This window comes from Wenzhouxiangella sp. XN79A (genome assembly GCF_012272825.1).
In the GTDB taxonomy this organism is placed as follows: Bacteria; Pseudomonadota; Gammaproteobacteria; order Xanthomonadales; family Wenzhouxiangellaceae.
Genome location: NZ_JAAWWS010000136.1, coordinates 18691 through 34898, shown reverse-complemented (window position 1 = coordinate 34898; position 16208 = coordinate 18691). Strand labels below are relative to the sequence as shown.

General features: G+C 69.4%; 13 protein-coding genes. 10 read left to right on the top strand and 3 right to left on the bottom strand.

Features of this window, described 5'->3' with window-relative positions; translation table 11 throughout:
• The first annotated feature begins 3 nt into the window (after positions 1–3).
• Positions 4–330: a thioredoxin TrxA gene (gene trxA / locus HFP89_RS04355; RefSeq protein WP_168716420.1), complete on the top strand. Its 327-nt coding sequence runs from the start codon at positions 4–6 to the stop codon at positions 328–330.
• 282 nt (positions 331–612) lie between these two features.
• Complete coding sequence (rho, locus tag HFP89_RS04350; RefSeq protein ID WP_168716419.1) at positions 613–1869, top strand: transcription termination factor Rho; 1257 nt, start codon at positions 613–615, stop codon at positions 1867–1869.
• An 87-nt stretch (positions 1870–1956) separates the two neighbouring features.
• On the opposite strand, the gene HFP89_RS04345 is transcribed toward rho, so the two are convergent.
• The 3 genes from HFP89_RS04345 to ffh all read right to left on the bottom strand — a co-directional run bounded on the left by HFP89_RS04345 (position 1957) and on the right by ffh (position 5956).
• Complete coding sequence (locus tag HFP89_RS04345) at positions 1957–3180, bottom strand: amidohydrolase family protein (protein WP_206212223.1); 1224 nt, start codon at positions 3178–3180, stop codon at positions 1957–1959.
• A complete protein-coding gene (locus tag HFP89_RS04340; RefSeq protein WP_168716418.1) occupies positions 3177–4490 on the bottom strand; it encodes an amidohydrolase family protein in 1314 nt (437 codons plus the stop codon). The genes HFP89_RS04345 and HFP89_RS04340 overlap by 4 nt, the downstream gene beginning before the upstream one ends.
• 71 nt (positions 4491–4561) lie before the next feature.
• A complete protein-coding gene (gene ffh / locus HFP89_RS04335) occupies positions 4562–5956 on the bottom strand; it encodes a signal recognition particle protein (protein WP_168716417.1) in 1395 nt (464 codons plus the stop codon).
• A 125-nt stretch (positions 5957–6081) separates the two neighbouring features.
• Between ffh and ccsA the strand changes: the two genes are divergently transcribed.
• The 8 genes from ccsA to HFP89_RS04295 all read left to right on the top strand — a co-directional run bounded on the left by ccsA (position 6082) and on the right by HFP89_RS04295 (position 16199).
• The gene (ccsA, locus tag HFP89_RS04330) at positions 6082–6897 is read left to right on the top strand and encodes a cytochrome c biogenesis protein CcsA (protein WP_168716416.1); all 816 of its coding nucleotides are present in this window, start codon (positions 6082–6084) and stop codon (positions 6895–6897) included.
• 4 nt (positions 6898–6901) lie between these two features.
• Positions 6902–8173 carry an HlyC/CorC family transporter gene (locus tag HFP89_RS04325; RefSeq protein ID WP_168716415.1) on the top strand — a complete coding sequence of 424 codons (1272 nt, stop codon included), beginning with the start codon at positions 6902–6904 and terminating at the stop codon, positions 8171–8173.
• Between the two features lie 510 nt (positions 8174–8683).
• Entirely contained in the window at positions 8684–9685 is a 1002-nt protein-coding gene (locus HFP89_RS04320; protein ID WP_168716414.1) for a diacylglycerol kinase family protein, read from the top strand.
• The gene (locus HFP89_RS04315) at positions 9682–10632 is read left to right on the top strand and encodes a hypothetical protein (RefSeq protein WP_168716413.1); all 951 of its coding nucleotides are present in this window, start codon (positions 9682–9684) and stop codon (positions 10630–10632) included. The genes HFP89_RS04320 and HFP89_RS04315 overlap by 4 nt, the downstream gene beginning before the upstream one ends.
• A complete protein-coding gene (locus tag HFP89_RS04310; RefSeq protein ID WP_168716412.1) occupies positions 10629–12413 on the top strand; it encodes an ABC transporter ATP-binding protein in 1785 nt (594 codons plus the stop codon). The genes HFP89_RS04315 and HFP89_RS04310 overlap by 4 nt, the downstream gene beginning before the upstream one ends.
• Entirely contained in the window at positions 12410–13387 is a 978-nt protein-coding gene (locus HFP89_RS04305) for a lysophospholipid acyltransferase family protein (protein WP_168716411.1), read from the top strand. Before HFP89_RS04310 ends, HFP89_RS04305 begins: the two co-directional genes overlap by 4 nt.
• On the top strand, positions 13378–15627 hold the full coding sequence (locus HFP89_RS04300) for a hypothetical protein (RefSeq protein ID WP_168716410.1): 2250 nt from the start codon (positions 13378–13380) through the stop codon (positions 15625–15627). The genes HFP89_RS04305 and HFP89_RS04300 overlap by 10 nt, the downstream gene beginning before the upstream one ends.
• A gap of 56 nt (positions 15628–15683) precedes the next feature.
• The gene (locus HFP89_RS04295) at positions 15684–16199 is read left to right on the top strand and encodes a hypothetical protein (RefSeq protein ID WP_168716409.1); all 516 of its coding nucleotides are present in this window, start codon (positions 15684–15686) and stop codon (positions 16197–16199) included.
• The last annotated feature ends 9 nt before the right edge of the window (positions 16200–16208 follow it).

The window sequence follows — 16208 nt, the reverse complement described above, 5'->3', positions numbered from 1 at the left end:
GTCGTGTCCGACAACATCACCCACGTAACCGACGCCTCGTTCGAACAGGAAGTCCTGCAGTCCGACCAGCCGGTGCTCGTCGACTACTGGGCCGAGTGGTGCGGCCCCTGCAAGATGATCGACCCGATCCTGCGCGAACTGGCCGACGAATACAGCGATTCGCTGAAGGTCGCCAAGGTCAACATCGACGAGAACCAGCAGATCGCCGGCCAGTTCAAGATCCGCGGCATTCCGACCCTGATGGTCTTTGCCGGCGGCAAGGTCCAGGGCATGAAGGTCGGTGCCGTGACCAAGGGCGTGCTCAAGGAGTTCATCGACCAGCACGTCTGAACCCGGATGCGGCGGCCGCGATCCTCCCTGCGGCCGCCGACCCGATCCCGCTGTGCGCACGTGCTGGACGGCGCGCCGCGATGGTGCTAACCTTGCGCCATCTCGAGCGGGCAGCCGCCCGCCACCGTACAGACTCCAGCACCTCTCGGAACAGACGTACGCGTTCCTCGCCCGCCCTGGCGCGGGCACCGCATGGCCGATGGCCTGCACGGCGCAGGCCGTGGCTGGCGTGTGCCGAGGCAGGACACCCTGACGTATCCAAGTCACGTTGAAGACAATCCAATGAACCTGACCGACCTGAAGAAACTTTCCGTCCAGGAACTGATCGAGATGGCCGCCGATCTCGGCATCGAGAACATCGGCCGCTCGAAGAAGCAGGACGTCATCTTCGCCATCCTCAAGGCGCGGGCAAAGAAGAAGGAACCGATCTACGGCGACGGCGTTCTCGAAATCCTGCAGGACGGTTTCGGGTTCCTGCGATCGTCGCTGGGTTCCTACATGGCCGGCCCGGACGACATCTACGTGTCGCCGAGCCAGATCCGCCGCTTCAATCTCCGCACCGGCGACATGATCTCCGGCAAGATCCGCCCGCCGAAGGAGTCCGAGCGCTACTTCGCGCTGCTCAAGGTCGAACAGATCAACTACGACCGCCCCGAGGCCAGCAAGAACAAGATCCTGTTCGAGAACCTGACCCCGGAATTTCCCCGCGAACAGTTTCCGCTCGAACGCGGTAACGGCTCGAGCGAGGACATCACCGGCCGCATCATCGACCTGATCGCACCGATCGGCAAGGGCCAGCGCGGGCTGATCGTGTCGCCGCCGAAGGCCGGCAAGACCATGCTGCTTCAGCACGTGGCGCTGGCCATCCGGGCCAACAACCCCGATGCCCACATGATCATCCTGCTGATCGACGAGCGGCCCGAGGAAGTGACCGAGATGCAGCGCACCGTCGACGCCGAGGTCATTTCCTCGACCTTCGACGAGCCGGCCACCCGTCACGTCCAGGTCGCCGACATGGTCATCGAACGGGCCAAGCGACTGGTCGAGCACAAGCTGGACGTGGTCATCCTGCTCGACTCGATCACCCGCCTGGCACGCGCCTACAACACCGTCGTGCCGTCGTCGGGCAAGGTCCTGACCGGCGGTGTCGACGCCAACGCGCTGCAGCGGCCGAAGCGCTTCTTCGGCGCCGCGCGCAAGATCGAGGGCGGCGGCAGCCTGACCATCGTCGCCACCGCGCTGGTCGACACCGGCTCGAAGATGGACGAGGTGATCTACGAGGAATTCAAGGGCACCGGCAACATGGAAGTGCACCTGAGCCGCCGGATCGCCGAGAAGCGGGTCTTCCCGGCCATCGACATCAATCGCTCGGGCACCCGCCGCGAGGAGAAGATGATCGACAACGAGCTGCTGCAGAAGATCTGGATCCTGCGCCGCATCCTGCACCCGATGGACGAGATCCAGGCGATCGAGTTCATGCTCGACAAGCTCAAGGCGACCAAGACCAACGAAGAGTTCTTCAACTACATGAAGCGCTGACCGCTCGTCCAGCACCCCACCAGGCAACACGAGAACGCGCCCGCATCGACGGGCGCGTTCTCGTGTCGACACTTCTTCTTCACGGCCTCAGCGGCGAACGTCGCTGACCCGCACGCCTTCGATGACGGTGCCGAGCACGTGGGTGGTGTACTCGAACGGGTTGCCGTCGAACAGCGCGACGTCGCCGTCCTTGCCGACCTCCAGCGTGCCGACCCGGTCGTCGATGCCCAGGATCGCCGCCGGCGCCGAGGTGACCAGGGCCAGCGCCTCGGCCACGTCCAGGCCGTATCCGAGCAGCAGCCCGGCCTCGAACAGCACGACCCGCGTTTTCGGCACGTAGCCTTCGAAGTCCGACTGCAGCGCCACCGGAATGCCGGCATCGAGCAGCGTCCGCGCCGTGGTGAACGAGAAGTTGGCTCGCTCGCTGCCACCCCAGGCCCGGATCATCGTCGGGTGCAGCAGCACCGGCACGCCGGCGGCGCGGATCTCGTCGACGACCAGGTGGGCGTCGCTGGCGCTGGCCAGGATCAGCCGGACGCCGAACTCGTCGGCCAGCCGCAGCGCAGCGAGGATATCGACGTGATGGTCGGCCGCGACGATCAGCGGGCGGGCACCGTCGAGGACCTCGACCAGGGCTTCCAGCGCCAGGTCGCGACCGGCGTCCTGGCGCTCGGCGTAGCCCCGGGCCTCGATCAACTTCGCGCGCAGCAACGCGACGGCCTTGCTCCGGTTGCCCGGCGTCGATCGATCATGGCCGGTCGCGGCCGGGCCGAGCGTGGCCGACAGGCCGAAGCTCGGCACGATGACCGCCTCGTCGACCGTTTCGCCGCGGGTCTTGGCGATGAGGGTCTGGCCGGAGATCAGCTCGCCGGGCCCGTGGCCGGTATGCAGCGTGGTGATGCCGTGCTCGCGCAGCCAGCCGACCAGCCGTTCGCGCGGGTTGTAGGCGTCGATCGCGCGGAGCTCCGGCTGGATCGGTGCAGAGCGTTCGAGCTGGTCCTGGTCGTGCGGCTGGTTCATCGCGCCCGACAGGCCGACCGTCGAGCGCGCATCGATCAGACCCGGCGTGGCCACCGGCACCTCGATCACCTCGACCCCGTCGGGCAGTGCGATCGACTCGGCCGGTCCGACCGCACGGATCACGCCATCGACGATCCAGACCATGCCGTCGGCAATCGGTTCGCCGGCGCCGGTGTGCAGCGTGCCGGCGCGCACGGCCAGGTCCTGCGCCGCCGCGGGCGCGGCAGAGCACGCGACCGTGATCAGCACGGCCAGCACCGCCGTGCGCATCTTCAGTGAGGGACGGTTCATCGCAGGTCTCCATGGTCGGCGTGCGGTCCAGCACCGTGCAGGTGGCCGGCGCCGTCGCCGGGCGTCAGTGCGTTGGCCCCGCCCTCGGCGATCGCCCGGTCGTCGGGGTCGTCGAGATCGAAGCGCTTCTCGCCCTCGACCCAGGTCTCGAGCACGCGCGTGTAGACACTGAACGGATCGCCCGAGAGAATCACGAAATCGGCGTCCTTGCCGGGCGTCAGCGAACCGATCCGGTCGTCGAGATCGAGCATTTCGGCGCCGGCCAGCGTCAGTGCCCGCAGGGCGGTCTCGCGCGTCATCCCGGCCCGGACGCCGAACGCGGCCATCCGCAGGAAATAGCGCGAGTCGGTGATCCAGTCGTCGGTATGGAAGGCAACGCTGGCCCCGGCCTGCTCCAGCGCCGGCGCGCTGCGGGCTTCGAGGTACAGGGCCTCCAGCTTGCCGCCGGGGCTGTCGATCAGGATCAGCGAGACCGGCACATCGGCCTCGGCGATCTCGTCGGCCACCCGCCAGGCCTCGCTGGTGTGGTGCAGCACCATACGGAAGCCGAACTCGTCGCGCAGCCGGATCGCGGTCATCAGGTCGTCGTGGCGGTGCGAATGGAAATGCACCATCCGCCGGCCCGACAGCACCTCGGCCAAGGCGTCCTTGCCGAGATCGCGGTCCGGCGGGTCGTCGGATTCGCGTCGTTCGGCGTAGGCCTGCGCCTCGATGTAGGCCGCGCGGAGCAGCGCCGCGGATTTCGCCCGGGTGCCGGGAAACGGGGCATCGCGCATCGAGTTGGTGCCGTTGGCCATCTTCAGGCCGCCGGCCGGAGCGCCGTCGTCGAAGCGGTAGGCCAGGTCGTCGATGGTGGTCCCGGCGCGCAGCTTCATGTAGAGGGTCTGGCCGCTGATCAGGTGGCCCGAGCCCGGCATCACGTTGACCGACGTGATGCCGCCGGCCAGCGCGCGGCGCAGGCCGGAGCTGCGCACGTCGACCGCATCGAAGGCCCGCGCTTCGGGCTGGATCGGCCCGGAACGATCGCCGCCGGCCACTTCGCCGATGTGGCTGTGGCTGTCGACCAGCCCGGGCAGGATCACCGTGCCGGCCGGCAGCTCGACGACCTCGGCGCGCGAAGGAATGCGGACCTGGCCACGGGCGCCGACGGCACGAATCTCGCCGCCGTCGACGAGCAACACGCCGTCTTCGACTGCCGGTGCATCGACCGGGTAGAGCGTCGCGCCGACGAAGGCACGCAATTCGCCGGCAGCCGGCGTCGCGCACAGCGCGAGTGCCAGGCCGCAGGCCGGAAGGAAGGATCGAACCATGAACGGACTCCGTCAGGCGGGAGCCCGGAGAATGCCAGATCGGCGGCTCGAGTGCGAGTCGGGCGCGCGACTCAGAACGGGAAACCGCCGCCCCCGCCCGGCGAGCCGCCGCCGGGCATTTCACCGCCCCCGGGCATGCGCTTCATCAACTTCTTCATGGCCATCTTGCTGCCGGCCTTCTTCATCATCTTCTGCATCTGCTTGTGCTGCTTGAGCACCTTGTTCACCTCCTGGATGGAGGTGCCCGAGCCCTGCGCGATGCGGCGCTTGCGCGATCCGTTGATGGTGTCGGGGAAGCGGCGTTCCTTGGGCGTCATCGAATTGACCACGGCGATCATCTGGCGGGTCGGGTCGTTCTCCAGCTGGGCCCGGGCCGCCGCCGGCAGGTTGCCCATGCCGGGCATCTTCTCGGCCAGCGCACCGAGCCCGCCGAGCTTCTGCATCTGTTCCAGCTGGGCCTTGAAGTCGTCCAGACCGAACCTGCGCGAGCCCTTGCCGACCTTGCCGGCCAGCTTGCGCGCTTCCTTCTCGTCGACCTTGCGCTGGACATCCTCGACCAGGCTGAGCACGTCGCCCATGCCGAGAATCCGCGAGGCCAGGCGATCGGGATGGAACGGTTCCAGGCCGTCGATCTTCTCGCCGGTGCCGAGGAACTTGATCGGCACGCCGGTGATCCGGCGCACCGACAGCGCCGCTCCGCCGCGGGCGTCGCCGTCGGTCTTGGTCAGGATCACCCCCGACAGCGGCAGCGCTTCATGAAAGGCCTTGGCGGTGTTGGCCGCGTCCTGGCCGGTCATCGCGTCGACGACGAACAGCGTCTCGGCCGGCTCGATCGCCGAATGGACGCGGCGGATCTCGTCCATCATCGCCTCGTCGATGCCCAGTCGACCGGCGGTATCGAGGATCAGCACGTCGGCGATCTGGCGACGCGCCTCGGCCACGGCGGCCTCGGCGATGGCCACGGCATCGTTCGATTCGGGGTGGCGGTAGAACGCGGCCCCGGCCTGGCCGGCCACCGTCTCGAGCTGGTCGATCGCCGCCGGCCGGTAGATGTCGGCCGAGGCGACCAGGACCTTCTTGTTCTCGCGCTCGGCCAGCAGCCTGGCCAGCTTGCCGGTGGTCGTGGTCTTGCCCGCGCCCTGCAGGCCGGCCATCAGGATCACGACCGGCGGCTGGCGGTTGAGCGCCAGCGGCGCGGCGTCGCCGCCGAGAATCGCGATCAGCTCGTCGTGGACGACCTTGACCAGCGCTTCGCCCGGCTTCAGGCTCGTCAAGACCTGCTGACCGACCGCGCGCTGCTTGACGTGATCGACGAATTCCTTCACCACCGGCAGCGCGACGTCGGCCTCGAGCAGTGCGCGGCGAACATCGCGCAGCGCCTCGGCGATGTTGTCCTCGGTCAGCTTGCCGCGTCCGCGCAGGCGGTTCAGCGAATCGCCGAGTCGTTGGCTCAACTGGTCGAACATGGCAGGTCCGTGCTGGGGTTTGGTGATGGCTGGGATTATACTGACCCCGTGCCGATGCCCGCGGGGCGTCGGCGAATCCGTTTTCGATACCGTCCATCACGCAGCCGCCGACCTTGACCGATCCCGTGACCGATCCCCTGACCGTCGCTGCCGCACCCGCGCTCTACCTGCTGGCTGCGCTGGCGATCGCGTCGGGACTGCACCGCGACCGAAACCTGCTGCGCCGCGGCGGGCTGCTGCTGGCACTGCTCGGGGTCCTGGCCCATGGCGCGGTGCTGCTGTTGGAAATGCAGGCCATCGGGGGATTCACCGCCGATTTCTTCAGCGCGTTGTCGGTGGTGTCGCTGGTCATCGTCGCGGTGCTGCTGGCGTCCAGCCTGCGCTTCCCGCTGCTGGAGATCCTGCCGATCGCGCTGCCGGGGGCGGCGCTGATGATCATCATCAAGGCCGCGCTCGGCCCGCCGCCGACGCCGCTGGACGTGCCCAGCGGCATGATCGAGCTGCACGTGATCAGTTCGCTGCTGGCCTACTCGCTGCTTTCGATCGCCGCGCTGAACGCGATGTTCATCTCGGTTCAGCACAACCTGCTGCACCGGCACCGCAATCCGGTCCTGCTCGACCTGTTGCCGCCGCTGGCAACGCTGGAAACCCTGCTGTTCCAGTTGATCTCCGCCGGCTGGCTGCTGCTGACGGTGAGCCTGGCCAGCGGCCTGCTGTTCGTCGACAGCCTGTTCGCCCAGCACCTGGTCCACAAGACCGTGCTGTCGATCCTGGCCTGGCTGATCTTCGGTGGCCTGCTGGCCGGCCGCTGGCGCTATGGCTGGCGCGGGATGCGCGTCGTCCGGCTCTGCCTGATCGGCATGGCGGTGCTGGTGCTGGCCTACTTCGGCACCAAGGCCGTGCTCGAACTGATGCTCGATCGACGATGGCAGGCCGGCTGACCCGATGAACGAGCTGTCGACCGGCACGCTGCTGCTGATCCTGCTGGTACTGATCGTCCTGTCGGCCTTCTTCTCGAGTTCCGAGACCGGCCTGGTCGCGCTCAATCGCTACCGGATGCGCCACCAGGCCAAGGGCGGCCACCGCGGCGCTGCGCTCGCCCAGCGCCTGCTCGGCCGGCCCGAGCGGATGTTCGGGCTGATCCTTCTCGGCAACAACCTGGTCAACATCCTGGCCGCCTCGATCTCGACGCTGCTGTTCCTGAAGCTGCTCGGCGATGGCGGCATCTGGGTCTCGACGCTGGTCCTGACCGCGGTCATCCTGATCTTCGCCGAGGTCGCACCCAAGACCCTGGCCGCGACCCACCCCGAGCGCATCGCCTATCCGGCCAGCTATATCCTGGTGCCGCTGTTGAAGGTGCTCTACCCGTTCGTCTGGATCATCAACGTGCTGGCCTCGGCGGTGCTGCGACCGTTCGGTGTCAAGCGGGCCGACCCGCGCGCCGACCAGCTGACTCGCGAGGAACTGCGCACGCTGGTCAAGGAAGACGGGCGGCAGATCTCGTTGAACCATCGCCAGATGCTGCTGAACATCCTCGATCTCGAGTACGGCACGATCGACGATGTGATGGTGCCGCGCCAGGACATCGTCGGCATCGATCTCGACGAGGACTGGGAAACCCTGCTTCACCAGTTGACCCGCAGCATCTACACCCGCCTGCCGGTGTGGCGAGGCGATATCGACAACCTGATCGGCCTGCTGCACATCCGCACCGTGATGGTCAAACTGTCGCAGGGCACACTGACCCCGACCGAACTCGAACGCTCGATCCGGACCCCGTACTACATTCCGGAGGGCACGCCGCTGACCCAGCAGCTGCTGGAATTCCAGAGCCGCGAACGGCGCATGGGCATGGTCGTCGACGAATACGGCGACATCCAGGGCCTGGTCACGCTCGACGACATCCTCGAGGAGATCGTCGGTGAATACACCAGCGAAGGCACGGGCCGCGCACGCCAGCTGCGCAAGCTCGACGACGGCAGCTGGATCGTGTCGGCCAATACCACCGTGCGGATGCTGAACCGGCGGATGGAATGGGACCTGCCCACCTCCGGCGCCAAGACGCTGAACGGGCTGATCCTGGAGCAGCTCGAATCGCTGCCCGACGGCCACACCTCGATCCGGGTCGGCGACCACATCCTGACCATCGTCGACATGGCCGACAACCGCGTCCGCAAGGTGCTGTTCAAGCCGTGGCGGATGCGCCGAGACGCCTGACCGGATCGACCCGCGGCCGGCGATCCGGAGCGGCCGGCCTGGCGACCTCGGTTCATTAATGGTCCGGGCGAGCCTGCCCCGTCGCTCGTTCCGTAACGTCCATGGCGAGACCGGATCGACCGGGCCAGGCCCGATCCGCAGTGAATGACACGGCCTCATCCGAGGAGTGCAATGCCGCAACGATGCATCGCCGGACCGGTGCCTGGCCGCCAGGCACGGTCCGGCTCGCTGAACGTTGCGGGACGAGAGGCGCGGTACACTGGCTCGCATCATTCATGAATCGCCGCGATGATTGCGCCGGGAATCGTTCGCTCAGGGGATTTTTCGACCGAGCGGAATACCCTGCTGTATTTCCGAGCGAGGAAGATTCGCCGTGCGGACAAGGACCAAGCAAGGGCGCGAGCTCATTCATGAATAATGCGGGCTAGAATGCATCCATGACCGATGTTTCGATCCATCCCGCCATCGCCGCGATCGCGGCGCGGTGCGCTGCCTCTTGAGCCCTCGACGATGACCGCCACCCCGGATTCCGACCCGGCCGATGCCGCGCGCCGCGCCAGCGATACGACGCGACTGGCCGCGCTGATCAACCCGCTGAGCTTCCGGATGAGCCTGCGCGATCGCGCCGAGCGCACCGAGGCGCGAATCCGTGCGGCCGGCGGAACCGCTTACCGGGTCACCGACCTGGCCGCGATCGAGGCCGCGCTGGTCGCTGCGCTGGCCAACGGCGTCGACCGGCTGGTGCTGGCCGGCGGCGACGGCACGCTGCAGGGCGCGGTCAGCTACCTGGCCCGTCACCTCGGAGGCCGCGAACCGCCGGAACTGCTGGTGCTCAGCGCCGGGCGCACCAACTACGTGGCCGCCGACCTCGGCACCCGGGCCCATTTCCTGGCCACGCTGGACCGCCTGCTCGACGGCGGGGCTGCCCCGGCCCGGCTCGACCGGCACACGCTGGCCCTGAGCCATCCGTCGATCGGCGTGCAGCACGGCTTCTTCCTGGCCGGCGCGATGCTCGACCAGGCGATCCGGACCATTCATGCCGAGTGGATCGACCGCCCCGGCTGGCGGCGCGGCCGGCTGGCCTCGACGCTGGGCGTGACCCGGCTGCTGCCGGCCCTGCTGACCGATCGGCCGCCGTTCGAGGCCCGCCGCATCGCTGTCGATGCCGGCGACCTCGGCCGGCTCGACGCGCCGATGCGCTTTCTGCTGATGACCACGCTGGGGCTCGACGATCAGCATGCCCGGCCATATGCCCGGCGCGGCGACGGCGCGCTGCGCCTGACCGCGACCGCCGCCGATGCCGAGCGCTGGCGGCGCCGTGTACCGGCGGTTCTGCGCGGTCGATTCACCGAGGCCATGCATCCGGGCACCGGCTACCTGTCCGGCCACACCGACGCGGTGGTCGTGTCCGGCCTGGCCGGGGTCACGCTCGACGGCCAGGAATTCGACCTCGATCCGGCCGTGCCGCTGCGCATCGAGCCCGGCCCGACCTTCACCTTCCTGCGCCCGTGAACAGCGACGACGCGCTGGTCCGACGCATGGCCGAAGACCTGGCCGAGCCGCCGCCGCCAGGGCTGGAGCCCTTGATCGACGCACTGCGTGTGCGCTTCGGCGACGCACTGCGTGCCGTGGTCCTGTACGGCTCGTGCCGGCGCAACGCCGAGGTCGGCGAGGGCCTGGTCGACCTGATGGCCGTGGTCGGAAGCTATCGCGCGGCACACGGCCGCGGCCCGATCGGCCAGCTGACGTCGCTGTTCAACGCCCTGCTGCCGCCCAACGTCTACTACCTCGAGGCCGGGCCGGCCGAGCGGCGCGTGCGCTGCAAGTTCATCGTCGTCAGCGAGGCCACCCTGCTCCGCCGCACCGGCGGCGGCCTGGATGCCTATTTCTGGGCGCGCTTCACCCAGCCCTGTCGGCTGGTCCACCGGGCCGATGACGCGGCCGCCTCGACGATCGCGGCATGCCGCGCAGCGGCAGCTCGGACCTTCGCCGACCAGGCCCGGACGCTCGGCGACGGCACGCTATCGGCACGCTCGTTCTGGATCCGCGCGGTCCAGGCGACCTACGGCTGCGAACTGCGACCCGAACCGCCCGGCTCGGCCGCGGTCCTGGTCGACCGCGACCCGGCGTTCTGGCAAACGATCAGCGCGATCGTGCTGCCCGCCCGGCCGGGCATCGCAGCGGCCGGCGGAGACGACTACCGGATCGCGACCCACCGACGCCAGCAAGCGCTCGGCCGCCTGCGCTGGACGCTTCGGCGAGGCTGGGGCAAGACGCTGAACGTACTGCGACTGCTGAAGGCCGCCGGTACCTTCACCAACGGAATCGATTACCTTGTCTGGAAGATCGAGCGGCACAGCGGCATCCAGGTCGAACCGACCGAGCGGATGCGGCGCTGGCCGCGACTGTCGGGCCTGGTGCTGCTGGTCCGTCTCTGGAAACGCGGAGCCTTTCGATGACGGTCGACCCGTCCAATCCGACACCCGGCGGCAGCGGACGCATGCTGGTCGCCCTGTTCCGTCGCTATCCCGGGCGCAGCGTCAGCGTGCTCGTCGCCCTGCTCGTTGCCAGCCTGCTCGACGGGGTCGGGCTGTCGACGCTGCTGTCGATGATCTCGCTGTCGAGCCAGTCGTTCGATGACTCCGGCGCGGTGCTCGACGCCTCGACCGAGCAGTCGACGCCGGAACGCCTGATCGGCGACCTGTTCGCCTGGGCCGGGATCGAGGCCACGCTGCCGAACCTGCTGGCCTTCGGCATCGGACTGATCCTGCTCAAGGCCGCGGTCGTGCTGCTGGCCAACCGCCAGGTCGGCTACGCGGTCGCCCAGGTCGCCACCGACCTGCGGCTCGACCTGGTCCGCGCCGTGGTCGCCAGCCGCTGGCGCTACTACCTGTCGAAATCCGTCGGCAGCCTCGCCAACGCCATGGCGACCGAGGCCCAGCGGGCCTCGGAAGGCTACCTGCACGCAGCGATCATGGCCACCCAGATCATCACCGCCGCGGTCTACGCGGTGGTCGCACTGCTGATTTCCTGGCAGGTCACGCTCGGCGCGCTGCTGCTCTCGGCGATCGTGCTCGGCGGCCTGAACCTGCTGGTCCGCACCGCCGGCCGGGCCGGGCGCAAACAGACCGGGCTGCTCAAGACCATGCTTTCGGTCATGACCGACCAGCTTGCGGCGATCAAGCCGCTGAAGGCCATGGCCCGCGAGGATCAGTTCGATACGCTGCTGTCGGACCAGACCGAAGAACTCAACAGCGCGCTGCGCAAGCAGGTGATCTCCAAGGAGGCGATGAAAGCGCTGCAGGAGGCCCTGCTGGTGATTCTCGCGGCGATCGGCCTGTTCGTCATGCTGGTCCGGCTCGACATGCCGCTGTCGGCGGTAATGATCCTGATCTTCCTGCTGGCCCGGATCACCGCACTGTTGTCCAAGGCCCAGCGGGCCTGGCAGCACCTTGCGATTGCCGAAAGCGCGTTCTGGTCGCTGAACGAGGCGATCGAGGACGCCCGGCTCGAGCGTGAGGCCCACGGCGGCCGCAGTGCGCCGGCCCTGGAGCGCTCGATCGAATTCGACCGGGTCGGCTTCGGCCACCCGGGCAAGACCGTGTTCGAGGCCCAGTCCCTGATCCTTCCGGCCGGCGGGCTGACCGTGCTGACCGGCCCCTCGGGCTCGGGCAAGACGACCTTCATCGACCTGGTCGCCGGCCTGATCCAGCCCGACGCCGGGCGGGTCTGCATCGACGGTGTCGACCTGGCCGAGATCGACCGCTTCGCCTGGCGACGACAGATCGGCTACGTGCCGCAGGAAGCGCTGCTGGTCAACGACACCATTGCCAACAACATCACCCTCGGCGCCGAGGGGCTCGACCGCGACGACGTCGAGCGCGCCCTGGCCGAGGCCGACGCGCTGAGCTTCGTCGAGCAGCTGCCGGCCGGGCTCGACAGCCGGATCGGCGAGCGCGGCGGCCAGCTGTCCGGTGGCCAGCGGCAGCGGCTGGCGATCGCCCGGGCGCTGGTGCACCGACCGAAGCTGCTGATCCTCGACGAGGCCACCAGCAACCTGGACGCCGAGGCCGAGCGCGCCGTGCTCGACACCATCGATCAGCTCAAGTCGCGGCTGACCCTGCTGGCCGTCACCCACCACCACCCATTGATGGAGCGAGCCGATCGCCTGCTGGTCGTCCGCGACGGCACCATCACGCTGTCGACACCCGAGCCGAACGCCACCGGGAGCGCCTCGTGAGCTCGTCCGGCCCGACGCTGCGGCGCCTGCGCCGCGGGATCGGCCAGCGGCTGTCGCTGGCGCTGGCCGGCTGGGCAGCGCGCGGCGGCGTGGCTCGCGTCCGGCGTACCGGGCAAGCGGTCGGCACCGCTCACTGGCTGCTCGCCTGGCCGGCCTGGTCGCGGCTGCGTGCCGATGTCGCTCGTGCGCTCGACGTCGACCGCCGGCAAGCCAGCCGGATCCTGCTCGGCGGTGCGCGGACCAACGACGGAGCGATCTTCGAGGCGCTCACGCTCGGCCGGCCGGGGGCCGACCCGGCCGCACTGGTCGATACCGTCGACCTCCGCAACACCGAGGTGCTCGACCGCCTCGCCGAGCAGGGGCGGGGGGCGATCCTGCTCGGCATGCACATGGGCAACGGCATCCTGCTGGCCGGCCGACTGGCAGCCCAGGGCCGACCGGCCCACATCGTGTTCCGCGAGCCGCGCCGGCTCGCGCCCGGCGTGCTGCACGCCTGCATCGCGGCGACCGGCGCGGAACCGATTCCGCTCGACCGTGACAACCCGACCCGGAGCTTCCGCCAGATGCTGCGCGCGCTCAACGGCGGCGGACTGATCTACGTGCTGATGGACCAGGCCAGCAAGCAGGAGGGCCGACCGCGACGCTTTCTCGGCAAGTGCCAGCGCACGCCGACCGGCGTGCTCAAACTGGCCGAACGCACCGGCGCACCGATCGTGCCGATCGATGCCGTCGAGCGCTGGCCGCGCTGGGTGTTCGAGGTCGGCGAGCCGCTCGACACCGGACCCGACCTGGATGCCATGCTCGACGCCGTGATCGACCACATGGAGCGCCGGGTGCGAGCCCGGCCGGCGCTGTGGTCGTGGCACCAGCGACGCTGGAAGCGCTATCATTTCGACGACGGCCCGTCCGCCGATGCCGCCGCGTCCGGCGGGAGGCCGGAAGACGCACCTCAAGGAGATCCCCCATGCCGCTGATTGCGCAACGCATCCTGCGCGGCCTGACCCCGTTCATCGACCCCTACATGACGCCGGCCCGGCGCAGCCGCCCGGAGAAGATCATTCTCGGCGTCCGGCCCGGCCACCGCCCCAGCGACAAGCCGCCGGTGCGGATCTTTCTCGGCTCGGAGCGCAAGCAGTTCCGCGCCGAACGGGCCTTCCTGTGGTCGGTCGAAAAGCACCGCGACCCGGGCCGCATCTACGAGATCTACCTGCTGAAGGGCCTGAAGGGCTACATCAGCGGCTTCTGGATCACCGGCTTCACGAACTACCGGTTCGCGATTCCGTACTTCTGCGACTATGCCGGCCGGGCCATCTACAACGACGTCGACCAGGTCTGGCTGACCGATCCGGCCGAGCTGTTCGATCGCGACATGCACGGCGCCGGTTTCCTGTCGATCAACGATCACGACACCTCGGTGATGCTGATCGACTGCAAGCGCATGAGCGGGGCCTGGAACCGCGAATCGGTGCTCCGCAGCACCCGCAAGCGGATCGAGGCACGCGCCCGCGCCGCCGGCCTGTGGGGCGAGATGCCGGGCGGCTACAACGCCCGCGACAAGGAATACGAGCCCGGCGAATCGGCCTGCGTGCACTTCACCACCCTCCATACCCAGCCCTGGCGGCCGTTTCCGGACTGGTTCGTCTACGACAGCAATCCGACCGGCGATCTCTGGTTCGCACTGGAACGCGAGGCCGACCAGGCGCGCTTCCTGCCGGTCTCGAGCAAGCGACCGTCCAGCGGCTGGCCGGACGTTTCGCTGAGGCTGACCGCGCGCGCAGACGGTCCGGAGCTGGCCGCCCTGCTCGGTCCGGACGAGACGCGGATCGACCGGGTCGACCATCGACGCATCGAGGGGCTGCTCGAGCGCGTGCCCGACGGTGACCTGCCGTGGGTGCTCGACCGCCTGTTCCGCAGCGCGCGCGAGATCGATGTCGTGGTCCGCGAACCGATCCTGATCCGGCGGGACCGCACTCGCCGGCCCGCCCACTTCTGGATCGAGCAGTTCGAACTGGCCGGCCGGCTGAACCCCGACACCCGCTGGCGGCTCGAACGTCGCGTCGGTCCGCGCCGCCGGATCATCCGCGGCGGACCGGCCGGCGACGGTCCGGTCCTGCTGCTGTCCTCCAGGCGGGCCCGCCCGGTCCGCAAGGCCGAGGCCCTGGGCGACGCGCTGGCCCGGGCGACGGGCCGCGATCTGCAGCGCGCCGCCGCACCCGGCGTCTTCGGCACCCTGCTGGCGCGACGGTTCGGCCGCGGTGCCCTGCGCCGCGAGTTCGAGCGCGCCGCCGTGGTCATCGCCTCCGGCGGACCGTCCTGCCGGACGGCTCGCGCCCTGGCCGAACGCTGCGACGACCCGCCGAGGCTGGTCCTGGTCGGCCAACGCGCAGGTCGCGTGCCGGAGCACGGCGGCGTGGTGGTCAGCATGCGTCATCACCACTTGCCGCCGCACCCGAATCGGATCGAGATGCTGGTCGGCTTCGGCCACCCGGACACGTTCCGCCCGGCCGGCAAGGCCGACGCCTGGCAGGACTGGCTCAACGCCTCACGTCGCGTCGCGCTGCTGGTCGGCGAACACCCGGAGGGCAGCTGGCCCGGTCCGGAACTCGACGACCTGGCCGAGCGCGCACTGGACTGGGCCGATCGCCGTGATTCCCGGTTGCTGGTGGTGGCCCCGGACGGCAGCGGTCGGGCCGGCAGCACGCTGTCGCGCCTGCTCGACGGCCGGGCCGATGTCTACGCCGGATCGGCCGATGCCGACGACTGCCCCTACGGCCTGGCGCTGGAACGCGCCGGTGCCTTGCTGGTCGCCGGCAGCGGTGCCGGACTCCTTCAGGACGCGCTGGGAGCGCACAAGCCGTTGTACTTCTGGCCGCTGAAATCGCCGTCCGGGCTGACCCGCAGCTGGGCTGGCCGGGTCGCCGAACGGGCCTTCCGTCCCAGCTACAACAAGCGCGGCAGCGTCCGCCCGCAGCAGGGCCTGACCTACCTCTGCGCCCGCTGGATCGAGCGCGGCTGGGTCCTGCCGCCGACCGGCCCCGAGGCCTGGCAGCGCACCATCGTGGAGCGTGGACTGGCAGCCTGGATCGACGACGAAGCCACGCCCTCGACCCGCTACACGCCGGAAACCGCGGCCGTGGTCGATCGAATCATCGACGGCCTGCGCCTGGACAGCCCGCGGGAACAGGCCGAAAGCGACCGGGCCACCGGACGATGAACGGCCAGCGGGCGACCGGGGTACGGCGTGCGGTCCGGGGCCCCTCCGGGGCCGCCGTGCTCGCCGCGATCGCCGGGATCGCCCTGGCGCTGCTCGGACTGATCGAACCGGCCGGCGCCGACACCGGCAGCATCTATCGCTGTCAGGCCGACGACGGCAGCCTGGTGTTCAGTGACCTGCCCTGCGACGAGCGCGCCGAGCCGATCCGGATCGAGGGGCACCTGAGCGTGATCGCATCGGCCGACGGACTGGCCTCGATCGCCCGCTCCAACGCCGCCTTCCTGGAAATGCAGCGCGCCGAACGCGAAGCGCGGCGCGACGCCGAGCAGCGACAGCGCCAGGCCGAACGCGCTCGCAGCCGACGCGTTCCGCCGATGATGGTCCCGGTGCCGGTCTACATCGACCCGACCCGTCCGACCGGACCGCTGCGCCCGCAGGTCCCCGAGCGGACCGAGCGGCTGCAGCAGCGCGGCGAACGCAGCCGCCTGCCGACCGACGAACGTCGCCTACCGATCTCGCCGCTGTCCGGCCGCCAGCTCGGCGCCCGGCGCGGATCCGACGAGGACGGTTGAGCCGTCCGG